We start from the raw sequence: 24,786 nt of genomic DNA, 5'->3' as shown, positions 1-24,786 counted from the left end.
CGGTTAAAATGTTACGTTTATACCCAGGGTCACGGTTTTGAGCATCGGGTAGGAATAGCCGTTACCCGTACCGTTCAGGCCCGAAGTGGTCGAGGCTGCGAAATCGGAGTCGCCGCTGGTGATGACTTCGGGGTCGAACATGTCCGTGTGCTTGAACATCGGCGAGTGGGTGAAGAGGTTCTCGCCCGACAGGTAGACCTTCAGCCCCTCGAGGCGCAGCTTCTTGCAGATGTGCTTGGGGAAGGTGTAGTCGATGGTGATGTTCTTCAGTCGGATGTACGAAGCGTCCTGCAGGTAGTGGTCGTTCTCCCACGTCAGCGGGCCGTCGTTGCGGTTGGCGGCGAGCGATACCATGCGTGTCCAGTAGGGGTTCTTGTCCATGTTCGTGACGCGCCAGTTGTCGGTGCTCTTGTCGATCCGGACCACGTTGTCGCCCGTCTGCGTCTTCATCAGCGAGTTGTAGGCGCGGTTCCATTTGCCCCAGAAGAATCCGGACTCCGTCCACGGGTACCAGTCGCGCTTGCCCACGCCCTGCCACAGCATCGAAAGCCCGATGCCGTTCCAGTTCAGCGACATGTTGATGCTGTACTGGTAGCGCGGCGACTGGTTGCCGATGATCTCCAGGTCGCCGTGGTTGGACAGCGTGCGGTTGCCCTTGGTCATGATGCCGTCGCCGTCCACGTCGACGAAGCGCAGGTCGCCGGCATAGGCGCGGAACATCTCGCCGTTCTTGAAGAAGTTGTAGGCCGGGCCGTTCAGGGCGTCGGCGTTGCTGGCGTAGATGCCCGCCGTGCGGAAACCCCATATCTCGCCGATCTCCATGCCCTTGTAGTAGGTCGTCAGGTCGCCCGTTTCGTTATAGTAGTCGGTGATCCAGCTGCGGCTGTCCCACAGCATACCCTTGATGCTGTAACTGAACGGCTTGCCGCCCAGGTTGAACGAGTCGCGCCACGAAAGGCTCAGCTCCCATCCCTTGGTCTTGAGGCTGGCGTAGTTGCCGTAGGGCGCGGCGCTTCCGAGTACCTGCGGGAGGTTCGGGCCGACGGTGTAGAGGTCGGTCGTATTGCGGCGGTAGTAGTCGCCGGTGAACGAAAGCCGGTTGTGGAACAGGTCGAGGTCGAGGCCGATGTTGTAGGTGGTGACCTTTTCCCAGGTGATGTCGTCGGGGATCAGGCTGGGCACCGACGTGTAAGGTACGTTCTGGCCGTTGATGATGACCGACGACTTGGCGATCGAGGCGCTGCCCGAAGCGGTCATGGTCTCGAGGTACTGGTAGGGGTCGATGTTGGCATTGCCGAGCGAACCGATGCTGGCGCGAACCTTGAAGTTGTCCAGCCACCCTTCGACGTGCGGTTTGAGCCACGGCTCTTCGGAGAGGCGCCATCCGACCGATGCCGAGGGGAAGAAGCCCCACTGCGAACTGGACGGGAATTTCGACGACCCGTCGTAACGGGCGCTCACTTCGGCCAGGTAGCGGCCTGCATAGGCGTAGTTGACGCGGCCGAAGAATCCGACCAGCCCCCACGTGTAGCCGCCCGAGGTGGTCGAGTAATACTCGCCGTCCATGAGCGTGAAGCTCGGCTTCGAGGGATAGAGGTTGCCCTGGCGGTAGGTCTTCTGCGTGCGGTAGTCGTAGTCCTCGAGGTTCCATCCGGCGACCACGTTCAGGTCGTGGTCGGCACCCAGCTTGGGCGTGACCGTACCGACGATGTTCGTCGAGATGTAGTCCGAGCGGTACGTCCAGTTTTCGAGCGACGAGAAACTGTTGTCCTGCCCCGAAACGTTCACGCCGGTGTAGTAGGTGTAGAGGTTCTCCATGCGGTCGCGCGACCAGCGGGAGCCCTTGTAGGTCACGTCGGCCGAGACCTTGAAGACGTCGGGGACAAATTCGAAGTTGAACGTCGTGGTGTTGGCCACTTCGAGCTTGTTGTTCTCCTGCCACGAGGTGCCCTCGGCGAAGGCCGCATAACCGGTCTTGGCCGCGGTCTGCGTCCAGGTGCCGTCGGGGTTCTTCAGCAGGGCGAACGGGAAGGCGAACATGTCGATCTGGCGCGAGATCACCTGCTGGCCGTAGTGCACCATGGGCTGGTGGTACTTGCTGCTCATCAGGCTGGTGTTGTTGTCCAGCGTCAGCCACGGGCGGATGCGGATCGAACCCTTGGCGCGGAGGTTATACTTCTTGTAGGTCTCCTCGCCCACCTTGTAGATGCCGTCCTGGTTGTAGTAACGGCCCGAAATGTAGTAACTGACCCCTTCGCGGCCGCCCTGGATGCTGACGGCGTGGGTGGTCGAATAGTTCACCGACTTGTAGATCTCCTTGAGCCAGTTGGTCTCGCCGTAGTAGTTGTAGTTGCCGTTGGCGTCGATGTCGTAGTTGTCCATCGTCGGATCGGCACGGCGGCGCTTGAGCTCCTCGAACCAGGCGTTCGAATAGGGCATGTAGTTGTTGAAGAGCGACGGTACGGTCGCCGTCGGCGAGGAGTTGAGATACGACTCGCGGAAGGCATCGACCCACTGCACGGGGTCGGTGACCACGTTGTCCTCCCAGATCACCGTGCGGCGGTGCAGCGATACGGAGCCGTTGTAACTCACGCGCACCTTGCCCTTCTCGGGGTTCTTGGTTGTGATGAGGATCACGCCGAATGCGCCGCGGGCGCCGTATACTGCGGCCGACGAAGCGTCCTTGAGCACCGAAATCGAGGCGATGTCGTCGGGGTTCACCGAACCCATGTCGCCTTCGGCTCCGTCGATGAGCACCAGCGCACCGCCGCCCTGTCCGAGTTTGTTGGTCTTTTCACCGCCGCTCACACGGGCCTTGAACGTGTTGTTCACGCCGCGGATGGTGACTTCGCCGGCATGATCGGCCTTACCGTCGACCTGCACGATGTTCAGGCCGGGAATCTGGCCCTGCAACGAACGGGTGATGTTGGCATTGGGCCGGTTTTCGACCGCGTCGCCCGAAAGGTTCTCGACCGCGCCCACGATATTGCGTTTCTTGAGCGTGCCGTAGCCTACGACGACTACTTCGTCCATCACCAGCTCGTCCTCCTGCATCGTGACGTCGATCTGCGTGCGGCGCCCTACCACCTCCTCATGGGGGCGGTAGCCGATATACGAGAAGAGCAGCGTGGCGTTCCCGTCGGCCGGGATCGCATAGCCGCCGTCGACACCCGTCGAGACGCCGACCAGCGTCCCCTTGATAGTGACCGTCACGCCGATCATCGGGTTGCCCGCAGCGTCGCGGACGACCCCTTTCACCTCCGATTTGGCGGCGGCCCTGGCTGCCGGGACGGGGCGCGTGCTGCGCGTCAGCACGACCACTTTGTCAACCACCCGGTAGTCGATGCCGCGGGGCGTGAATACGGTCGCAAGGATGGCCTCGATGGTGGCACCCTTCTCCGAGACCTCCAGGTTCTCCATCGGATAGCCGGCCAGTGCCGTTTCGTAGGAGAAGGCGATGCCCGCCTGCTGCGTAATAGCATCGGCAACGGCCTTGAGCGTCGTCCGCGAGTAGGATAAATTCAGGTCATACCCCTGCCCTTGCGCACCGGGGAGCGATCCTTGGGCGGCATATCCGCCGAAAGCCCCCGCGCAGAGCACCATGACCAGACATAGTCCTTTATGGAATAATTTCTTCATAGTTTCAATTCGGTTAATTGGTTATTTCCCGCTGCCGCGTGCAAAGCACGTCCGCAGCCGCGCCGTGCAGGCGGGCTCCGGGGAAATTCGTTCCGATACGGCAGACAGAACCTTGCAAGTCATCCGTCGTCCGATAAAAAACCGTGTAGTGCTGGTGTAGGGGGATTAGTCAGGCATTTTTCGAAGCTGTTTTAAAGTTTCCGGTTAATAATCGCTTTTTTAAGTTTACATTGGGTCGGTTGCGGCCGGCGTTTTCCGCCCGGTCTGCATTAGATACAAGCGACCGGGGCAAACTACCCAATGCCGGAAGCTTTTTTCACAAGATTGCAATGCAAATTTTTATACCTATATATTACAGATATTTTATTTTTCGGTTTTTCGTCGCAAGGTTCGTAAAATTTTAAACATTTTTCTTGCGAATCCCGGAAAATTGCTATATTTGCAGTGCAAGTCATTCGATATCGTTAGAAACCGTGTAGGAAATTGACATCCGGCAGTGTATCCGGAGTCGGTTTCTGTTTTTTTTATTGGTTTTACAAACAAACTAACGATCCAATCATGATGAAATTTATTCATAAACTGACGATAGTTCTCGCGTTGGGCGGGATCTGTGGCCTTGCCGCGTGCAGCGACGACGACCAGGGGTTCCTCAAACGCAACCTGCGCGAGATGAGTTTCCCGTACGTCGAATCGAGCGATACGTTTACGATCCGCGCCACGGGGGACTGGCAAATCAGCGACGCCCCCGACAGCCGCGAGTGGACGAACGCCTACGGCTGGGTGCATGTCGACCAGCTCTCGGGCAAGGGAGACCCCGGCACCTACCAGAAGGTGACGGTCACCTGCGACCAGAACACCTCCGAGGAGCGCAGCGCCACCATCTACCTGCACGGCTGTGGCGAAGAGAACGTCGCCATCGCCATCAGGCAGGACAACGGTATCTTCGAGTGGAAACCCTTCGACAACGGACAGCAGTTCGACGTCTCGGGTATGCTCAAACTCAACGCGGAAGCCGGGGCCAAGCTCCGCATCCCCTACATCAAGGCGCTCGGCACGGAAAAATACACCGTCACGGTGACGCAGACCGGCGGCGACGGGATCACGGCCGCCAGCGGCAGCTATTCGATCTCGACGGCCGGCAACGGCTACATCGAAGTGCCCCTGACGGGCACCGCCACCAAGCAGGGCATCGTGACCTTCGGCGTGAAGGCTACCGACGAGGCTGGCGCGGAGAAGGATTTCGGCTCCGTTTCGACCATCGTCCGCGCCGGGTTCGACGCCCAGGGCGAGGAGCTTCCCCTGCTGACGCAGAACTTCGGCAAATTCCCCTGGGGCGGCGACTGCATCGGCCAGAAGGCGGGTGTCACGACGGCCGACAAGACCGTGGCCAACCTGAGCCTCGACAACGAGACGGTGAGCGTCTCAGCGGGCACCAACGCCAGCATCGGCGGCATCACCTCGACCGTACGCAATGGCAACGCGGCGTTCTACCGCGCCATCGGCATGGAGGGATGGACAGGCTACCTGAACTATATGTGCCCGGGTTACATCCAGCTGGGCGCTGCGAGCGACAATGCCGACGGGCAGCCGGGCAACCTCATCTCCCCGGTGCTGAACATCCCCGCGGGCTACGACCTGCTGCTGACCTGCAAGGTCGCCATCTGGGCCGCAGCCCCCGACCAGGGCATGGTGGGCATCTGCGAGAAGAACGACGGGTTCTGGATCTCGAAGGGCACGCTGGACAAGATCGTAGCTTCGACCAAGAGCTACGTTTCGCTCGACATCCCCGCCTACACGTGGGTCGAGGTCACGGCCGTCATCCCCAATCCCGGCGCGAAAGCCAATCCGGCATTCTTCATCTCCACGGCCGACAGCTGGTTCTCGGGCTCCTCGGTGAAGGCGGGCCGCTGGTACATCGACGACATCAAGCTCGTATACTAAAACCGGACAACAATCATGAAAAAAAGCATTTTATATATTCTGTTCGCCCTCTTCTCGCTATCGGCCGCAGTCTCGCTGACGGCCTGCAAGGACGACGGCGTGGAAATATCGGGGGCCAACAAGTCCAAGACCCCGAAGAACGTGAAACTGCTCGAATACGGGGCCACGTCGCTTACGATCTGCTGGGATTTCATCCGCGGCGCGACGTCGTACACCGTACAGCTCGTCGACGGGGAGATGAATCCCGTCAGCGAAGCGCTCTGCAAGACCACGGACGCAATCGACTACCATGAATTCACCGACCTGGCGGCCGACCGGATATACTACGGCCGCGTCAGGGCCAACTTCCCCTACTCCTCCACCTCGGACTGGGTATACGTCACGGCAAACGAGCAGCCGGCCATGCTGATGGCCTCGGTGGGTATCCTCGAACTCGACCCGAAGCTCACGCTCAATGCCGCAACGGGGTCGACGCTCACCTACGAGTGGTCGTATACCGACGATGCGGCGACCGACGCCACGCGCCTCTACAACATCGAACTGTTCCGTGACGAGGCGTGCAGCGAGCTGCATGTCAGCTGGCTGGCCGACGGCAAACTCGCGTCGGACAAAGGCATCTTCACCGCCCTGGCGGGTTATCCCGTCGTGCGGTTCACCTTCTCGGGGCTCGATCCCGAAACGACCTACTACGCCCGGGTCACCAATGCCAGCTTCGGCAACATCATGACCCCCGTCGTCGCCGGGACCACGGCCAAGGCCGGGCCCAAAGCCTCGCAGAATAACCCGGCACAGGCCGGAGATATCGTGCTGGCGCAGGATTTCGCGGCATTCATCCACGGCGGCGACATCGTCCGCTCGGCGGCAGGTTACAACGCCGTATCGGGTACCGAGTACCGCAAGACGTGGGAACCCGCCACGGGCGAGAACCCGCAGGCCGACGGCGACCGTCCGGTCTGCAACTGGACGACGGAGTTCAACGTATTCACCGGAGGCACGTCGGCCGAGTACATCGAAAGCGTCGGCATGAAAGGCTGGGGGCTGTCGGGCAACACCTCGACCCGTCCGGGCTACATCAAGTGCGGCGGCGGTGGCGGCGGCATCGGCATCCTCTATACGCCCGAGCTGGCGGCCCTGCCCAAGAACACGACCGTAACGGTGAGTTTCTCGGCGAGCGCTTATGCCGAAGGCGAAAACGTATACGGCAGCGACATCGTGGTCGAGGCCATCGAGGGCGCCGAGTTCGGGTCGAACAACTCCGTGAGCAAGAAAGGCACGGCCGTGGCTTCGAAAGTCGTGGACATCTCGTCGGCCGTAGGTCGGTTCGAGACCTTCACGGTGACGCTCGACGGCCTCTCGCCCACTTCGCGCATCGCATTTTCCTCGAACCCCGCACAGGCGGGCGCCAACAAGACCCGCTACCTGCTCGACGACATCGTCGTGGTTTACGACGGTGAGACCAGACTGGAGAAACTCACCGTTCCGGCGAACGTGAAATTCGATGCCGAAGCCGTCTATTCCGACAAGCTGACCCTCGAATGGGACGAAGTGGCCGGGGCGGCTTCCTATACGGTGGCATGGTGGGCCGACGGCACCGAGGAGAAGGACGCCACGGTAGCGGAGGGCATCACCTCGGCCTCGTACCTGCTCAAGGAACTGGAGGCCGGCACCGAGTACCACGCGAAGGTCAAGGCGTGCCGCTACAACAACCCCGACTACGATTCGGACTACTCTGCCGCCGTGTCGCAGAAGACGGACATAGCCCCGGTACAGGCCGGGATCGTCGTGTCGAAAGTGCTGGCGACCTCCTCGACCCTCACGGTCGAATGGGCCCGTGCGGACGGCCAGGCGTGTGTCAACAGCAGTGCGCAGGTCTACCACGTGAAACTTTACAGCGACGCCGAATGCAAGGATCTGGTCGTCGGTTGGAATGCCTCGAACGTCTTCGGCATCACGGCCGGGAACCGCTTCCGCTTCACCTTCTCGGGACTGGCCCCCGCCACGACCTACTACGTCTGCGTGGACGACAAGACCAACGATTTCTTCTCCGACCCGCTCGCATATGCGACTGCCGCCGCAGGGCCGCAGGCGGGTGCCACGACGGCAGGCTCGGCAAAGGCGGGCGACATCCTCCTGGCGGAAGATTTCTCCAGGGTGATCCACGGCGGCGACATCGCCAATTTCGCCGCGGGCTACTATCCCCCGAGCTCGAACCGCGGGACTTACGCCGCAGCTTCGGGCGACAATCCTTCGGGGTTCTCGGCCACCCGCTGTACGGCCAATGAGTTCGACGTGTTCAGCGGCGGCGGCGTGGCTGCGCCCTACACCGAGGGCACGGGCCTTGCGGCCTGGGGCAAGTCGGGCAATATCGCAGGCCGCCCGGGCTATGTCAAGATGGGCGCCGGAAGTGCGGCCGCCTCGCTTTACACCCCCGAACTGACCGCCCTGCCCGATGCGGCGACCGTCAAGGTGCGCTTCTCGGCACAGGCTTACAGCGAGAAATACGACGGTTCGGGCGCCGATGCCGGGAAAATCCTCGTCAAGGCCGTCCGCGGCGCCGTGCTCGGCGCAAAGGGCGCCATCACCGGCACGGTCACGGAGGTCTCCGCGGCCGACCCCGTGGATATTTCGGCTGCCAAAGCCCGGTTCCGCGAGTTCGAGGCAACCCTCACGAACGTGACGCCCGATTGCCGCATCGTGATCTCGACGAGCGAGAAACGCGCCCTGCTGGACAACGTGGTCGTCACCTGCACGGCCATCACCCCCGCGACCAAACCCGCAGCACCGGGCGGGGTTTCGTTCGACGCCGCAGCGGCGGCCGACAGGCTGACGCTCAAATGGAACGCCGTCCCCGATGCGACTTCCTACACGGTCGCCTACTGGAAAGGTTCGGCCTCAGCCCCCGAAAGCGAGTATGCCTACAAGACCGGCATCGCGTCCACGGCAACGTCGCAGGAGCTGACCAACCTGGAGAGCAACACCTCCTACTGGGCCAAGGTCAAGGCGGTCGGCAGCCTCGATTCCGACTGGTCGGAAACGGCGAACGCCACGACCATGGACAGCGGCGGCGAGCCGCTCCTTCCGACGGCCGACCTGCTCGACGTGGTGTTCCGCAACGACGGTTCGGCCATGGACAACTCCCCGTCGGCAACGCCCGTGCGGGCGCTCGAAGGTACGGCGATGATGACCTATTACAACGACCTCTATTCGAGGTATGCGGCCCATTTCAACCACACGCCGGGCACGTCCGTCAACGAGGGGTTCTACAAGGCCGATTACTCGGCCAACAAGCAGTTCCAGGATGCGCTCGCCGACGGGCACACGCTCGAGGCGCTCTTCAAGCTGGATGAGAAGTCGGACGGTTCGGCCGAGCTGAAGATGTTCAGTTCGATGTCGAGCGGCGGCACCGGGTTCCTTATCAGCAAGGCCGACAGGGGTACGGAGCTGACCTTCCTGCCCAACGTCAGCACGACCGGTAAATCCAGCTGGGTATGGACGAAGAGCGGCATCAACCCCGAGGCGGGGCGCTATTACCACGTCGTGGGCGTATGGAACAAGCAGGAGGCCAAGACCTACATCTACGTAGACGGCGAGCTGAAGGGTACGATGGATGCCCCGGGCAACTACGTGCCGCCCACCACCACGACGAGCTACTGGTTCGGCATCGGCGTCGACGCCAGTGCGACCGTGGGTCAGAACGCCTGGAAAGGCGACGTGGCCATCGCACGCGTCTACGACGCCCCGCTCACGGCCGAAAAGGTGAAGGCTCTGTGGGAAACCGTCAAACGCGACCAGCAGCCCGCCGCGATCAACATTACCGGGCTGCTCTACCTTTCGGGCTGCGAGGTGGGTGCCGATTACACCTACACGCTCTACGGCAAGGGGTTTGCCGCCGGGGACAGGATCCGCTTCGAACCGCTCGCCGGCAGTGCCGGGGCTTTCACGCTCGACGGGTCGGCCGCAGCGGAGTCGCTTTCGGTGCGCATCCCGAACGGATTTGCCTCGGGCAGGTACCGGATGGTGCTGATGCGCGGCCAGAACCAATACCCGCTGGGCATCACGCAGCTCACCTATTCGAATAATCCCGCCCGAGTCGCCAAACCCCGGGTGATCGCCCACAGGGGCTACCACAAGGACGGCGCCGCCCAAAACTCCGTAGCTGCGCTCGCCAAGGCGCAGGAGCTGGGCATCTACGGCTCGGAGTTCGATGTCTGGATCACGGCCGACGGCAAGGTTGTCATCAACCACGACAGCACCGTTCCCGGGAGCAGCCTCGTGATCGAGAACGTCAATTACGACCAGATCAAGGATCTGACGCTCGCCAACGGCGAAAAGCTCCCGACGCTCGACGATTACCTGGAGCAGGCCACGAAAAATGCGGACACCAAGCTGATCCTCGAAATCAAGAGGCACAGTTCGGCCGCCAACAACGCCCGTGCGGCGGATGCCGTCATCGAGGCCGTAAAGGCAAAGGGGCTGACCGACCGTGTGGAATACATCGCTTTCGACTATACGACCTGCAAACGCATCGTCAACGCCCTTCCGGGTGCCATGGTGCAATACCTGAACGGCGACCTGGCTCCCGCCGCAGTCCGGCAGGACGGCATCGGGGGTATCGACTACCGCTTCTCGGCTTATTCGGGCAATCCGGGATGGGTCAAGGAGGCACATGCCAACGGCATGGTCACGAACGTATGGACGGTCGACACGGTGCAGGACATGATGACCTGCATCGCATGGGGAATGGATTTCATCACCACCAACAACCCCGAGACCCTCGTGGAGCTCCTCACCAGGACATTCGTGTCGGCCAACTGACTGCCGCAGGGCGGTGCGCCTGTGCCCGGGGATTTCACCCGGCACTCCGCAGTTCCCTGAAGGCGCGACCGACAGCCGACGGCGGTGGGTATCATGCCCGCCGCCGTTTTTATTGCCCTGCGGAAAACAAAAAAGGCAGGCGGGCTCGCCAATCTGCAAATATTTTCTAACTTTGTGCATATGAACATGGAGCCTGCAGAACTCATATCCGCCATACGCGCCGGGAGCCGCGAAGCCTTCGACGAGATGTGCGGCCGTTATTATGCGCCGCTGACGGCCTACGCACGCCTCTTCCTGAACGGGAACTGGGCGCAGGACGTCGTGCAGGACGTATTCGTTAACGTATGGGTGCGCCGCGAGGCGCTCGACCCGGGACAGTCGCTCTACGGCTACCTGCTGCGTTCGGTCTACAACCAGTCGGTCAACTACGTCAACAAGCACCGCCATGCGTGCAGTTACCGCTCCTACTACCAGGAACGTATCGAAAGCATCGGCTACGCCTATTACGATCCCGACCGGAATCCGGTCATCGAAAAGCTCTACTCGCAGGATCTGCGCACGAGTATCAACGAGGCGATCGCAGCCCTCCCGGTCAAATGCCGCGAGGTCTTTTCGCTGAGTTACCTGCAAGGATTCTCCCACCGCGAGATCAGCGAACAGATGGGGATTGCGCAGAGCACGGTCGAAAACCATATTTACCTTGCCCTGAGGCAACTGCGGGCAAAATTGTCGAAATCGGAGCTGATTCTGCTGCTGTTTTTCATTTTTTTGCAAAATAATTCCCATCCGCTTGGGTAGATTTCTCCCGTGGATTGTATACTAAACGGACACAGAACAAATGGACGATACGATTATAATGGACTCAGTCATACAAAAATATTTTGCCGGGGAGACTTCGGAACAGGAGGAAAAGTACCTCCTCGCGTGGCTGGAGGAGTCGGAGGAGCACCGCAAATACTTCTTCGAACTGAAGAGCCTGTGGGGGGCACGCCGCGTCTTCGAGGAGAGCACCGACCTGGCGCGCTTCGCATCGTTCATGCGCAGCACCGACCACCGGATCGGGAAGATCGCCGCCGGGGAGCGATACGCCAGGCGCCGCAAACTGGTGCGGTGGACGCTGGGGGCCGCTGCTGCCGTCCTGCTCGCCGTATGCGCCGGCACGGCGTGGCTTTTCTTTTCGGCACCCAAAATATACCGGGTTTACGAGAACACGGGCGATGCGGTGACGACCGTCACGCTTGACGACGGGACGCACGTGTGGCTCAACGCCCGTACGAGGCTGACACTGCCCGAAGCTTTCGGCCCGACGCAGCGCAACGTGCAGCTGGCCGGTGCGGCCTTCTTCGAGGTGGCGCGGGACGAAGCCGCCCCGTTCGTCGTGTCCACCGACAAATTGCGCGTGCGCGTGCTGGGCACCTCCTTCTGCATGCAGGCCTACGAAGGTTCGCAGCAGGCCGAAGTCGTCCTCGAACACGGCTCCGTACGCCTTCAGACGCCCGCAGGGGTCAACCTGGTGACGCTGCAACCCGACCAGCGCGCCCTGTACGACGCTGCGGACGACAACCTCGCCATTACGCAGGTTAACGCTTCGCACCTCGTGCTGACCCAGTACGACCTGGTGACGATGTCCGACGCTACGCTGCACGAGATCATCTCGCACATCGAGACGACCTTCGGCGTGCGGCTCTCGGTGGCGGGACGCTACGACGACAAACGCTATACGTTCAATTACCAGCGTTCCAATTCGCTCGAAGAGGTGCTCAATATCGTCGAATACCTCACGGGCGAGCATTGCGAGGTCATCTACCGCAAGAAATAAGCGCAGCGGGGAATACCGGCCGCCGGATTCCCGGGATCGGCCGCACGCGGCACCGGCGCCAGCTCGCGTACCGGAATGCCGGCAGAACCGCACAACAAAAAGAGGCTCTTTCCAGAGCCTCTTTTATCGTTTCACGGGGCCGCAGGCGCCGCGGGATCAGAGCGTCGAAAGCCAGTCGAGCGTGGCTTTCTGCCAGTCGTCGTAATAGCGGAAGCGGGAGTTCATGCCCCAGCCGTGGCCGCCCGACGGATAGATGTGCAGCGTGGCCTTGATGCCGTGTTCCTTGAGCTTCTGGTAGAACAGCGCGCTGTTCACGGCCGGTACCACCTTGTCGTCGTCGCAATGGAACAACAGCGTCGGCGGCGTGGCGGCATCGACCTTCTTCTCGAGCGAGAACTCCTGTGCAAGGGGTTTGTCGGCATCTTCGGCGCCGAGCAGCTGTACGAAAGTCCCCTTGTGACGTTTGTCCGGGTCGGCCGAGATCACCGGGTAGAAGAGGATCATGAAGCCCGGCTTCACGTCCGAAAGCGTCCCGACGCTCCCGGCGAGGTAACCCCCGGCCGAAGTCCCCGACACCCCCACTTTCGCGGGGTCGATGTTCAGCTCCGCAGCCATCGAACGCATCACGCGCAGCGCCTCGTCGGCATCGTTGCGCGGAACCTCGCTGTGGCCGTTGGGCAGGCGGTATTTCACCACCGCGGCCGTGATGCCGTTCCGGGCGAACCACTGGGCCTCCTTATGTCCGTTGCCGACCGAGAGCGACGAATAGCCGCCCCCGGGGAAAAACACGAGCGCCTGCCCCGTGGCATTGTCTCCGGCCTTGTAAATCCACATTTCGGCCGTCTGCGTGTTTTTCCACTGTCCGGGCTTGGATTCGACCTCGTCGCCCGAAAGCCCGTTCGAGGTGGGTGCCGTCGTGTTGTCCCACAGGACAACGTGGTAATCCTGCGCACAAATCGCCGACGACAGCATGAGGGCGAAGAGCAGGAGCATTGTTTTCTTCATAATTCGAGTTTTAGACGTTGGGATAAAGATAAAAATTATTTGTCAGTCCGTATACGGTGTTTCAACGGGGCGATGGCCGGGGGGCCGACGCTGAATTCCCCGAGGCCGAGTGCCACGAGGCGCTGCGTGGCGCGCGGGTCGGCGGCCAGTTCGCCGCACATCCCGGCTTCGATACCCGCCCGGTGCGCGGCGTCGAGTACCATGCCGATGCTGCGTTGCACGGCCGGGTCGAATGCGTCGCAAAGGTAGGCTACGCGGGGATTTCCGCGGTCGGCAGCCATCACGTACTGCGTCAGGTCGTTGGTGCCGATGCTGAAAAACCGCGCCCGGGCAGCCAGTTCGTCGGCGATGAATACGGCGGCCGGGGTCTCGATCATCACCCCCAGCGCTATGTCGCGGTCGTAGGCAACCCCTTCTGCGTCGAGTTCCGCCATGCAGGTCTCGACAACCGCTTTGGCGGCGCGGAACTCCCCGACCGAAGCTATCATCGGGAACATCACCCGCACGTTGCCGAATGCGCTCGCGCGCAGCAATGCCCGCAGCTGGGTGCGGAACAGCTCCGGCATGGCCAGCGAAACCCGGATCGCACGCCATCCCAGAAACGGGTTTTCCTCCGGCTCGAAGTGCATGTAGGGCAATTCTTTATCCCCGCCTATATCAAGTGTCCGTACAGTCAGCGGACGTGCCCCGCAAAGCTCCGCCGCGGCACGGTATGCCGCAAACTGCGTCTCTTCGTCGGGAAGCGCCGGGCCCTGCATGTAGAGGAACTCGCTCCGGAAAAGTCCGATGCCCTCGGCGCCTGCATCGAGCGCGCGTCGCACTTCGTCGACGTTCGCGGCATTGCCCAGCACCGTGATCCGCCGCCCGGCGGGCGCCTGTGCATCCGCCGCGCAGCGGAACGCATCCTGGCGCAGCGATTCGAGCCGCGCGGCGTATTTGCGTCCGGTAGCCGGATCGGGGTCGACGATCAGTTCGCCCCGCTCCCCGTCGATTATCAGCCGGTCGCCGGTTCTGACCTGCCGCATGCACCCGGCAACGCCGACCAGCGCCGCGATGCCCTTGTTCCGGGCGATGATCGCGACATGGCTCGTCACGCTTCCGTGCGCCGTCACCAATCCGGCGACCCTGCTGAAATCCATCTGTGCCGTATCCGAAGGCGCCAGCTCGTCGGCCACCACGATCGTCCCGGGAGCCAGCCCGGCAAAGGGATCGTGGGCGGTTTCGCCCGACAGGATGCGGCCGATACGCGCACATACGTCCCGCACATCGTCGGTACGTCCGCGCAGGTAGTCGTCGTCGAGCGCCGCGAACATGCCGCACACCTCTTCGCAGGCTTCTCCGAGCGCCTGCTCGGCGGACAGGTGCTTTTCCGCAATCCTCCCCTCGACCAGCCCGGCGAGCATCGGGTCGCCGGCCATCTCCAGATGGGCGGCGAAAACAGCCTCCCCTTCCGCCAGTGCGGACAGCTCCGCCTTCGCACGCTCCAGCGCCGCATGGAACCGCCCGGCCTCGGCCACGGGGTCGCCTGCCGCGGCCGTAGCAGCGGCGGATGCGCGGCGTTGCAGCACGAACGCCGTCCCGACGGCGATCCCCGCCGTCGGGATTCCTCGGATCGTGAACATCATTCGCGGATGCCGGCGATGAAATCCGTTACGGCCCGCACGGCGGCGGCTTCGTCGCCGCCCTCGGCGCAGACTTCCACTTCGGTGCCGTGTTTGAGCCCCAATGCCAGGAGCGAAAGAATGCTCACGGCACTGGCCTCCCGGGCTGCGGTGCGCAGGGTGATCCTGGCGGGCGCAAGCCCCCTGATTAACTTTACAAGTTCGCCCGCAGGCCGCGCATGCATGCCGTTCGGGGCGGTGATCGTTACTTTTCCGGTTGTCATATAGGTAGTTATTTCAGTGCTTCGTATATCACCTGCGGATCGCCTTCGGTCGTCAGCCTCCGCAACAGTTCTTCGTCCCCGAATACCTCGCCCAGCCGGGCCAGGATATCCAGATGGGCGTCCCCCACGCCGGCAATGCCCACTACGAGGTATGCCTTTTCGTCGCCGAACGCAACCCCGCCGGGGTATTGCAGCACCACGATGCCCGAGTGCAGGACGCACTTCTTGGCGTCGGACGTGCCGTGCGGAATGGCGATGCCCATGCCCATATAGGTCGTTGCGAGTTCCTCGCGGCGCAGCATGGCATCCGCATATCCGGGTTCGACATATCCGCCCGCTGCGAGCAGTTCCCCGGCCCGCCGGATCGAGGCTTCCTTGGGTTCGGTGGAAAGTCCCGTCCGGATATTCCCGGGGCGCAAGACCTCGCCGGGAGACCGCCCCGCAGCATCGTCCGGCTGCGGGGAGGCCATGCGATCCGGGGCATCGCCCGCCCTTCGCAGGCCGGCGTCGGAGGGCTGTGCGTCCGCACCGTCCTGTTGCGCCAACCGGGCGAACAGGACGTCGAGGGCCGGGTCTGCCAGGAAATTGTCGATCACGACCAGCGCGGCTCCATGTGCCGATCCGGCGATCCGCCCGGCCAGCACGGACTGGCAGACAACGACGTCGGCATCGGCGGGAATGCCGTCCGCGGCACAGTTGCCGACCGCCGTGCCGATGCCCGCATCGGAGAGCCTTTTTCGAAACCGCGTGGCACCCAGCGCACTCGACCCCATGCCCGCATCGCAGGCGAAAACCACCTTGCGGATATGTGCCGGGAAGTGCAGCGCGGCCTTTACGGCGGGTGCCCCGCTCTGCGCGGCGGGGATTGCGCCTGTCGGCATATCCTCCGCAGCGGCGGCACGCCGGACGAAGGGCGCCGCCATGAGCAGCGACACCGCCGTGGAGATCAGCACCCCGGCCAGCACGACGAGGGTCTGGCCTTTGGGAGCCATGGCCAGCACCGAAATGATGCTGCCGGGCGAAGCCGGCGCCACCAGTCCGGCCCCGGCAAGCGAAAAGAACAGCAGCCCGGCGGCACTGCCCGCAACAGGGGCGAGGATCAGCGCCGGGCGCGCCAGGATATAGGGAAAATAGATTTCGTGGATACCGCCGAAGAACTGGATGATTACGGCGCCGGGTGCCGACTGGCGCATATTGCCGCGGCCGAAAAAACAGCAGGCCAGCAGTACGCCCAGCCCGGGCCCGGGATTCGTTTCCAGCAGGAACATGATCGACTGCCCGGTTTCGCGGGCCTGCTCGATGCCGATCGGCGAGAAGATGCCGTGGTTCAGGGCATTATTGAGGAACAGCACCTTGGACGGCTCGACCAGAAGCGACACGAGCGGCAGCAGTCCGTGGCGGATCACGACCTCCACGCCGTTGCTGACCAGCAGCGTCAGCCCCGTCACCGCACCGCCGATGACCCAATAGCCCAGTATGGCCAGCAGCATACCGAGGATGCCTATCGAGAAATTGCTCACGAGCATCTCGAAGCCCGCCTTTATGCGTCCCTGCGTAAGTTTGTCGAACCACCGGATCGTATACCCGCCCAGCGGGCCCATGACCATGGCTCCGATGAACATCGGGATGTCGCTGCCGACGATGACGCCCATGGCGGCGATGGCCCCGATTACGCCACCCCGTTCGCCGGCGACGTTGCGCCCGGCCGTATAGGCGATCAGCAACGGCAGCAGGTAGGTCAGCATCGGGTCGACCAGGCGTGCCATCTGAGCGTTGGGCCACCATCCCGAGGGGATGAAGAGCGCCGTGACGAATCCCCACGCGATGAATGCGCCGATATTGGGCATGACCATGCCGCTCAGGGCCCTGCCGAATTTCTGTATTTGTTGTCGCATAGCTTTCTTTCTTGTATATAATACAAGGAAAGCGCGCGAATCACCTATTCCGCAGGCAAAGAATCGCCCTGTTTTTTTCGGGCGGCGGCGGATTTCGCCGTTTTTTGTCGCGGGCGGGGCTTCCGGCCACGGCACCGAACCGGGGACACGACCGCTGCAGGGATGGAAATTGCCGTCCCGTCCCGCCGGGAACCGGGATTTCGGGATCCCTTGCGAATTTCCGCAGGATGCCGGGGAGCTGTTTTTCATGCCCCTCTTCCCCCGGCCGTGCGGTCGCCGACGGCGAAACGGTTGGAAGCCGTCCCGCCCTGACGACCCCTCCGGCGGATGGCGCCCGCCATACATGCGATTCCCTGCGAAGTGCCGCGCCGGAGGCTCCCGCCGACAAAAAACCGCCTCCCCCGATCCGGGAAGGCGGTTGCGTTATTGCACGGGCAGGTCACATCATCTCTTCGTGGGCGAACTGCACGGCACGGTTCAGGATCGCGATGAACGGCTGCGTGCGGCGGAACTCCGCGAGGGTTCGCTCCAGCAGGTCGTCCGAGAGCAGGAACTCCTCGGTGATCCGCTTGGCGATATAGAAATCCTTGAGCTTCAGCATCTCGGCATACTCGCTGTCGGCAGGGAATCCCGTAGGAACCCGCTTGAGCTTGTTCTCTTCGACGATGCCGAACCCCTTGGCCTTGCGGATGGCCGCCGCGATTTCCGCACCGTTGTCGAGGATCTCCTCGCGCACGCTGCGCAGCACGACCGGCTCGGGGCAGTAGAGCCCCGCCGAAAGCAGGTTGCTCCACACCAGGCTGTCGCAGCAGGGTTCGATGTGGAAATAGTAGCCTGCAAACCCCGACTTCTTGCCCTTGGGCGCGATATACGCACCTATATATGTTTTATAGGGCGACTTGTCGGGACTGAACCGCGTGTCGCGGGCGATGCGGTAGGTGCAGTCCTGCACCCTGAGGCCGCGCACCGTAGGGTCGAACTCGGCGATCCCGGCGATGAGCTGCTCCGTGAAAGCCGCGAAGCGTCCCTTCACGTGCGCCCATTCGGTGCGGTGGGCGTCGAACCATGCACGGTCGTTGTTGTCGTGCAGGCGGCGGAAAAAGTCGATGACCTCTTTCATCCTACCGGAATTTTACCACGCGAAAAGCGGATAGCCGGCCATCAGGGCGTTCACGTCCTTGCGTACGGCGGCGATATTGGCCTCGTTCTCGGGGTCGTGCAGCACCCGGTCGATCAGGCCGACGATGTAGTCCATCCTGTCCTCCTTCAGGCCGCGGGTGGTGATGGCCGGCGTCCCGAAGCGCAGCCCCGAAGTCTGGAACGGCGAGCGGCTGTCGAACGGCACCATGTTCTTGTTGGTGGTGATGTCGGCCGCCACGAGGCACTTCTCGGCCAGCTTGCCCGTCAGCTCGGGGAACTTCGTGCGCAGATCGACCAGCATCAGGTGGTTGTCCGTGCCGCCCGAAACGATCTTGTAACCGCGTTTAACGAACGCTTCGGCCATCGCCCTGGCGTTCTTCTGCACCTGCGCCTGGTACTCCTTGTACGAGGGCTCGAGCGCCTCGCCGAACGCCACGGCCTTGGCGGCGATGACGTGTTCGAGCGGCCCGCCCTGGATGCCGGGGAATACGGCCGAATTGAGGATTTGCGACATCATCTTCACGGCACCCTTGGGCGTGGTGAGCCCCCAGGGGTTCTCGAAATCCTTGCCCATCAGGATAATACCGCCGCGCGGGCCGCGCAGGGTCTTGTGCGTCGTCGAGGTGACGATATGCGCGTATTTCACGGGGTTGTCCAGCAGCCCGGCGGCGATCAGGCCGGCCGTGTGCGCCATGTCCACGAGCAGCAACGCCCCCACCTTGTCTGCGATGGCGCGCATACGTTTGTAATCCCATTCGCGCGAATAGGCCGAGGCGCCTCCGACGATCACCTTGGGCTTGCACTCCAGCGCCTTGCGTTCCATGGCGTCGTAGTCGATGACACCCGTGGCCTCGTCCAACTGGTAACCCACGGCGTTGAAATACTTGCCCGACATGTTGACCGGCGAACCGTGCGAAAGGTGGCCTCCGTGCGCCAGGTCGAGCCCCATGAAGGTATCGCCCGGCTGCATGCAGGCGAAGAATACCGCCATGTTGGCCTGTGCGCCCGAGTGGGGCTGCACGTTGGCGTATTCGGCGCCGTAGAGGCGGCAGATGCGTTCGATGGCGAGTGTCTCGACCTTGTCCACGACCTCGCAGCCGCCGTAATAGCGGGCCCCGGGATAGCCCTCGGCATATTTGTTGGTCAGCACGGAGCCCATGGCTTCCATGACCTGGTCGCTGACGAAATTCTCCGAGGCGATCAATTCGATGCCATGCATCTGACGGCTGCGCTCGGCGGCGATCAGATCGAAAATCTGGGTGTCTCTTTTCATATCGTTAAGGGTTTTACGAAATTCCGTTTACGGACGGTAAAGTTAGTAATATTTGGCGAAAATCCGGCGGCGGCGGGACGTTTCAAAATATTTTTCTTAACTTTGTTCGTCTTTTGGACGAAAAAAGGAAAAACAGAATATTTTACCGAAACTCTTAATACGTTGAAAGTTATGAAATTACTCGAAGGAAAAGTGGCTGTCGTAACGGGTGCAGCCCGCGGCATCGGCAAAGCCATCGCACTTGAATTCGCCAAGGAAGGCGCCGATGTGGCGTTCACCGACCTGGCGATCGACGAGAACGGCAAGGCCACCGAGGCCGAGATCGCAGCGCTGGGCGTCAAGGCCAAAGGCTATGCCTCGAATGCGGCGAATTTCGAAGAGACGCATGAGGTCATCGACCGGATCGTGAAGGACTTCGGCCGCATAGACATCCTGGTGAACAACGCCGGCATCACCAAGGACGGCCTGATGATGCGCATGTCCGAGGCGCAGTGGGACGCCGTGCTGACCGTAAACCTCAAGTCGGCGTTCAACTTCATCCATGCCGTGACGCCCATTATGGCCCGCCAGAAGAGCGGTTCGATCATCAACATGTCGTCGGTGGTGGGCGTCAGCGGCAACGCGGGCCAGTGCAACTATTCAGCCTCGAAGGCCGGCATGATCGGCCTGGCCAAGTCGATCGCCAAGGAGATGGGCCCTCGCGGCATCCGCGCCAACGCCATCGCCCCGGGCTTCATCATGACCGAGATGACCGACAAGCTGCCCGACGAGGTGAAAGAAGGCTGGTACAAGCAGATCCCGCTCCGCCGCGGCGGCACGCCCGAGGATGTGGCGAAAGTCGCGCTGTTCCTCGCGTCGGATCTCTCGTCGTATGTCAGCGGGCAGGTCATCCACTGCTGCGGCGCGATGAACTGCTAAAAGGCGGTACAGGCCATAGAAATACGTAAAACCATGCCGCAAGGCATCGGACGCGAATCGAAGCATCCGTCCCGAACAGGTTCGGGCGGGTGCTTTTTTACGGCCATACCCCCGCAGGGAACTTATCGTATTGCCGCTGTCCCGCAGCCGGCCGCGGAGCGTCACGCAACGGAGCGCATGCAATTGCACCATGCCGCGGCGGTCACGCAGCGGGAAGCGGACGTAATTGCCTCCCCCGCCCCAAGATGCCCGCCGCACAACGGCAATCGTCCGGCATGCAAAATTCCGCCGGCCGCACGACAAACTGCAATGGGAATCGCTATCTTTGCGGAAAATTTCCGCCATGAAACATATCGTAGACATCGAAACATGGGAGCGGCGCGACAATTACGCCTTCTTCCGCAATTTCCTCAATTCCTGGATTTCGGTAGCGACCGAGGTCGACTGCACCGAAGCCCGCGCGGCGGCGAAGGCCACCGGGCGTTCGTTCTTCCTCTACTACCTCTATGCCGTCCTGCGTTCGGTAAACGAGATCGAAGAGTTTCGCTACCGCACCGACAGCAGCGGCAACGTGGTTTACCACGACAGGGTGGACGTCATCACGCCGATTGCCGTCCCGGGACGCACGTTCTACACCGTCCGCATCCCCTACCACGCCGAGTTCGACAGGTTCTATGCCCGGGCGCGCGCCATCGTCACCGGCATTCCTTCCGACGGGGATCCTTACGGGGAGGAAAAAGTGTTGCAGGCACAGGGCGACTACGATGTCTTCCTCCTGAGCGCCACGCCGAAACTCTATTTCACCTCGGTCACCTATGCCCAGGGAGCACCCGGCCAGCCCACCGAATACCCGTTGATGAACGCCGGCAAGGCGGTCGCACGCGAAGGCCGGCTCGTGATGCCCCTCTCGATCTTCGTCAACCACGCTTTCGTCGACGGGGAGCATATTTCGCGCTTCTTCGAACTGGTGGCAGCCCACCTGAAACGGATTTCGTGCTGACGGAACGTGCGCAGGCAGCGCCCCGGAATGGAAGTTGCATCTTTTTTGCTATATTTGCCGTATGAAACGTCTGACAACCACCCTGGCACTCCTTGCCGCCGCGCTGTATGCTTCGGCGCAGGAGGCTACGCTCCCGACACCCGACGCCAAGGCGCTCGGCATGGGCGGCGTAGCCATGACGACCCTGTCGGGTTCGCACGCCATCTATAATAATTCGGCGACGGCCATCTTTTCGCAGATGCCCTCGCAGGTCTCCTCGTCCTACTACGGGCAGGGCGAGTTCGACTACTATGCCGTGACCGGGTTCTGCCGGTTCGACAACGTCAACATGGCACAAATCGGCTGGCGGCAGTACCTGCGCGAACGGGGCAACAACGACATGGCCGTCGACCTGGGCTATTCGCGCCGCCTGGGCGAGAGGTGGGCCGTCGGCATCGTGGGGCGCTACATGCACCTCAAACGCCACGACGACACGGCCGACGCACTGGCCGTCGACCTGAGCGTTGCGTGGTCGCAGCCGCTGGAGAACGTCGGCAGCTACTCTACGCTGCGCGTCGGCGGCAAGCTGGGCAACCTGGGCGGTTACCTCGGGAAAACGGACTATACGCTGCCGATGGATCTCACGGCGGGCGTGGCGCTGGATACGTTCCTCACCGATGCCCACGAAATAACCGTCGGGGCGGACTGGGGCTACTATTTCTCCCCGGCGCGGGTGCGCGGGTTCCAGATGTCGGTGGGCGCCGAATACAACCTCATGCAGCTCATCCAGCTGCGGGCGGGCTACCACTACGGCGAACGGCGGAATTACTACCCCACCTACGGGTCGGTCGGCGCCGGCGTGCGGTTCCTGCACCTGCGCCTCGATTTCGCCTACCTGATCGCACGCAAGGAGACGCTGCTGCACAATACGTACAGCATCAGCTTCGGACTCGATTTCTAAGGGATTTCCGGAACATGAAAACACCGGCCCGGGTACTTCCGGGCCGGTGTTTCGCATTGCGTGCCGCGGTGCCGGCAGGGTTTTCCGACAAATGACACCTGCACCCGTCCGCCCGGTATTCCGGCAGCCTATTTCCCGAGGTGCGCGAGGATTCCCTCGCAGCCGTCTTCCAGCATGTCGAGCACCAGCTCGAAGCCCTCGGCACCTTCGTAATAGGGATCGGGAACATGATCCCAGCCGGGATGGCGGCTGAAAAACTCCCGCATACGGAAGATCCTGGCGGCATCCGCACGCGACGGCGCCAGCCGGTGCACGTGCTCGTAGTTCCGGTCGTCCATCACCACGATCATGTCGAATTTCCCGAAGTCCTCCTCGCGGATCTGCCGGGCACGGTGCGTCAGGTCATAGCCGCGGCGCGACGCCGCCCGCCGCATGCGCGCATCGGGCAGTTCGCCCGTGTGCCCGGCATACGTCCCGGCCGAGTCGACCGCAATCTCCGCCCCGAGCCCGCGTTCGCGGACTATGTGCCGCATGATTCCGTCGGCAGCCGGGGAACGGCAGATATTCCCCAGACAAACGAAAAGTATCTTTGTTTCCATGGGGACAAAGATAGTGCAAGGCGCGAGGAGTGCCAAATTTATCGGGTCGTGCCGTGCCGCCGCCCGTCCAAAAAACGAAGAGCCCCCCCCCGGGAAGCCCGAATGTGTTCGCCTCTCCCAGAAGCCGAAGAGCGTGCAACCCCCGGAAGCCCGGACTTATTCCATGCCGCGCCACAACCCGTCCAGGCCCTGCGGAAAAGGCGCAGGCGGGTGCAGCCGCGGTAATTTTACCCGCCGGGACGTAGCCGCACGGCTGCCGGCCGGGGGGGGGCGGTAACCGTCCCGAGGCGGATGGGGATTAGGCCGTTTCAGGGAAATTGGCTATATTGGGCGGCGGGGCCTGTGCGGGCATCCCGCGGGAATGACAGCTCCAACACGGCATACATCCTAAATTTAATTTTATGAACGGGCACACGAACCACACCCCTTGCGGCGGGGATCCCGAAGCCGCAATCATCGCATTGGAAAGGCGGGCACTGGAGCGGTGGAACCAGGGCGACCCCGACGGGTTCCTGGAACTCACGTCCGGCGACGTAGTCTATTTCGACCCGGCTCTCGGACGCAAACTCATCGGCAAAAAAGCCCTCGGAGAGTACTACGGCACAGTCAGGGGCAAGATCCGGATCGACACGTACCGGATGATCGGCCCCGTCGTGCGATTGTCGCCGGGCGCTGCCGTCCTGGCATACGATTACGAGGCCCTCAGGGACGGGCAGGTGTTCAGGATGCACTGCACGGAAGTTTACACGGCCGCAACGTCCGGCGGTTGGGAGATCATCCATACGCACTGGTCTTTCGCCCGGCAGGACGATTGAGGCGGTGCGGCGTGGCCGGATATTCGCCTCACCGGGGTTTGGAATGCAAATTGCACGGCACGGGGCATGGAAAAAAGAATCGGTGAACGGATCGCACAATGCAGGCACATGGATTGGGCCGTATTGTACATGCGCCTGTTCGCGGGAGGCATGATGTTCTTCCACAACATAGGCAAAATACAGGATTACAACGAGATCGTCGACTCGTATCCCTCTTTCGCATTCGCCGGCAGCCCGGCCGTGTTCGTCATCGTCTCGCTCGTCGAGGTGGTGCTCGCCACCCTGATAATCATGGGCCTGTGGGTGCGGGCATCGGCCATCGTCATGGCCGCGGGAATCCTCGGGGTGCTGCTCTGGGGCGCCCCGGGCTTCGGGACGCTGGCATTCACCTGGCTGGGGGTCTATGTTTTTCTGGCCATGTCCGGCGGCGGGCTGTACGCATTCGACACGGCCCTTTTCCCTGCGAAACGAAAAAATTGAACGAAGAGAACAATATTATATGGCCTGCCGGTCGGTATGTTAGCGGAAATGTTGTAACTTTGTCCCGATTTGTTTTCATTTAAAACCAAAAAACAGAATATAATGAAGATGAAAGTAATCGCGATGCTGGCGGCCCTCTCGCTCACGGCATCCGCAGCCATGGCCCAGGGGCTGCCGCGCAAAGTGAACAATGTCGAAGTGCTCGACCTCGACGGCAAACCGACCAAATTGCCGTACTGGGGAGAGAAGAACCTGATGATATTCTATGTAGATCCCGACCGCCACAAGCAGAACAACGACTTCACGGTCGAGCTGGAGGAGAACCACCGTGCACAGGGGGACAACATCTACGGCTTCGGGGTGATGAACCTCAAGGACGCCCCGATGGTTCCCAACGGCATGGCCCGCAACATGGCCAAGAAGCGCACGGCCAAGAACGGCGCGCTGGTACTGGCCGACCAGGATCGCATCCTGAGCACGGCATGGGAGCTGGGCGACTGCAACAACCAGTTCGTGCTGATGATCGTATCGAAGGAAGGCGAGCTGGTATTCCTGCGCAAGGGCGTGCTCTCGGAGCAGGACAAGGCCGATTTCTACGAAACAATCGAGAAGTACAAATAGC

At 62.0% G+C, this 24,786-nt stretch carries 18 protein-coding genes; 10 read left to right on the top strand and 8 right to left on the bottom strand.

The window, feature by feature from the left end:
• Positions 1-3: 3 nt before the first annotated feature.
• On the bottom strand, positions 4-3,639 hold the full coding sequence (locus NQ559_RS14860) for a SusC/RagA family TonB-linked outer membrane protein (RefSeq protein WP_026318392.1): 3,636 nt from the start codon (positions 3,637-3,639) through the stop codon (positions 4-6).
• A 558-nt stretch (positions 3,640-4,197) separates the two neighbouring features.
• Between NQ559_RS14860 and NQ559_RS14855 the strand changes: the two genes are divergently transcribed.
• From NQ559_RS14855 to NQ559_RS14840, 4 genes are all read left to right on the top strand, one after another.
• Positions 4,198-5,580 carry a BACON domain-containing protein gene (locus tag NQ559_RS14855; protein ID WP_244062048.1) on the top strand — a complete coding sequence of 461 codons (1,383 nt, stop codon included), beginning with the start codon at positions 4,198-4,200 and terminating at the stop codon, positions 5,578-5,580.
• A gap of 15 nt (positions 5,581-5,595) precedes the next feature.
• On the top strand, positions 5,596-10,395 hold the full coding sequence (locus NQ559_RS14850) for a glycerophosphodiester phosphodiesterase family protein (RefSeq protein ID WP_018696021.1): 4,800 nt from the start codon (positions 5,596-5,598) through the stop codon (positions 10,393-10,395).
• Positions 10,396-10,575: 180 nt separating this feature from the next.
• Positions 10,576-11,193 carry an RNA polymerase sigma-70 factor gene (locus tag NQ559_RS14845; protein ID WP_018696022.1) on the top strand — a complete coding sequence of 206 codons (618 nt, stop codon included), beginning with the start codon at positions 10,576-10,578 and terminating at the stop codon, positions 11,191-11,193.
• A 40-nt stretch (positions 11,194-11,233) separates the two neighbouring features.
• Entirely contained in the window at positions 11,234-12,214 is a 981-nt protein-coding gene (locus NQ559_RS14840; protein WP_018696023.1) for a FecR family protein, read from the top strand.
• Between the two features lie 156 nt (positions 12,215-12,370).
• Here the strand turns inward: NQ559_RS14840 and NQ559_RS14835 are convergent, their stop codons facing one another.
• The 6 genes from NQ559_RS14835 to glyA form a co-directional block, all read right to left on the bottom strand.
• Positions 12,371-13,219 carry an alpha/beta hydrolase gene (locus NQ559_RS14835; RefSeq protein ID WP_022333191.1) on the bottom strand — a complete coding sequence of 283 codons (849 nt, stop codon included), beginning with the start codon at positions 13,217-13,219 and terminating at the stop codon, positions 12,371-12,373.
• A gap of 35 nt (positions 13,220-13,254) precedes the next feature.
• Positions 13,255-14,844, bottom strand: coding sequence for a phosphoenolpyruvate--protein phosphotransferase (gene ptsP / locus NQ559_RS14830; RefSeq protein ID WP_051087687.1), 1,590 nt, complete (start codon positions 14,842-14,844; stop codon positions 13,255-13,257).
• Positions 14,841-15,104: an HPr family phosphocarrier protein gene (locus NQ559_RS14825; RefSeq protein WP_018696026.1), complete on the bottom strand. Its 264-nt coding sequence runs from the start codon at positions 15,102-15,104 to the stop codon at positions 14,841-14,843. The genes ptsP and NQ559_RS14825 overlap by 4 nt, the downstream gene beginning before the upstream one ends.
• 8 nt (positions 15,105-15,112) lie before the next feature.
• Positions 15,113-16,999, bottom strand: coding sequence for a PTS mannitol transporter subunit IICBA (locus NQ559_RS14820; RefSeq protein ID WP_026318394.1), 1,887 nt, complete (start codon positions 16,997-16,999; stop codon positions 15,113-15,115).
• Positions 17,000-17,438: 439 nt separating this feature from the next.
• Positions 17,439-18,119 (bottom strand): DUF2461 domain-containing protein, encoded by a 681-nt coding sequence (locus NQ559_RS14815; RefSeq protein ID WP_018696028.1) that lies wholly within the window; start codon positions 18,117-18,119, stop codon positions 17,439-17,441.
• Between the two features lie 12 nt (positions 18,120-18,131).
• On the bottom strand, positions 18,132-19,412 hold the full coding sequence (gene glyA, locus NQ559_RS14810; protein WP_018696029.1) for a serine hydroxymethyltransferase: 1,281 nt from the start codon (positions 19,410-19,412) through the stop codon (positions 18,132-18,134).
• A gap of 171 nt (positions 19,413-19,583) precedes the next feature.
• Here glyA and fabG point away from each other — a divergent pair, with 171 nt between their 5' ends.
• The 3 genes from fabG (at position 19,584) to NQ559_RS14795 (ending at position 22,270) form a co-directional block, all read left to right on the top strand.
• Positions 19,584-20,330, top strand: a complete 747-nt coding sequence (gene fabG, locus NQ559_RS14805; protein WP_018696030.1) for a 3-oxoacyl-[acyl-carrier-protein] reductase — start codon at positions 19,584-19,586, stop codon at positions 20,328-20,330.
• Between the two features lie 343 nt (positions 20,331-20,673).
• Positions 20,674-21,330 (top strand): chloramphenicol acetyltransferase, encoded by a 657-nt coding sequence (locus tag NQ559_RS14800; RefSeq protein ID WP_018696031.1) that lies wholly within the window; start codon positions 20,674-20,676, stop codon positions 21,328-21,330.
• Between the two features lie 61 nt (positions 21,331-21,391).
• Entirely contained in the window at positions 21,392-22,270 is an 879-nt protein-coding gene (locus NQ559_RS14795) for a PorV/PorQ family protein (protein WP_018696032.1), read from the top strand.
• A 128-nt stretch (positions 22,271-22,398) separates the two neighbouring features.
• Here the strand turns inward: NQ559_RS14795 and NQ559_RS14790 are convergent, their stop codons facing one another.
• The gene (locus NQ559_RS14790) at positions 22,399-22,869 is read right to left on the bottom strand and encodes a low molecular weight protein-tyrosine-phosphatase (protein WP_026318395.1); all 471 of its coding nucleotides are present in this window, start codon (positions 22,867-22,869) and stop codon (positions 22,399-22,401) included.
• Between the two features lie 401 nt (positions 22,870-23,270).
• On the opposite strand from NQ559_RS14790, the gene NQ559_RS14785 reads away from it, so the two are divergent.
• From NQ559_RS14785 to NQ559_RS14775, 3 genes are all read left to right on the top strand, one after another.
• Entirely contained in the window at positions 23,271-23,684 is a 414-nt protein-coding gene (locus NQ559_RS14785; protein ID WP_018696034.1) for a YybH family protein, read from the top strand.
• Positions 23,685-23,750: 66 nt separating this feature from the next.
• A complete protein-coding gene (locus NQ559_RS14780; RefSeq protein WP_033395211.1) occupies positions 23,751-24,164 on the top strand; it encodes a DoxX family protein in 414 nt (137 codons plus the stop codon).
• Between the two features lie 102 nt (positions 24,165-24,266).
• A complete protein-coding gene (locus tag NQ559_RS14775) occupies positions 24,267-24,785 on the top strand; it encodes a hypothetical protein (protein WP_018696036.1) in 519 nt (172 codons plus the stop codon).
• The last annotated feature ends 1 nt before the right edge of the window (position 24,786 follow it).

The organism is Alistipes onderdonkii (assembly GCF_025145285.1).
Taxonomy (GTDB): domain Bacteria; phylum Bacteroidota; class Bacteroidia; order Bacteroidales; family Rikenellaceae; genus Alistipes; species Alistipes onderdonkii.
Note: the sequence above shows the minus strand (reverse complement) of the source record. Positions and strands in the feature narration are given on the sequence as shown.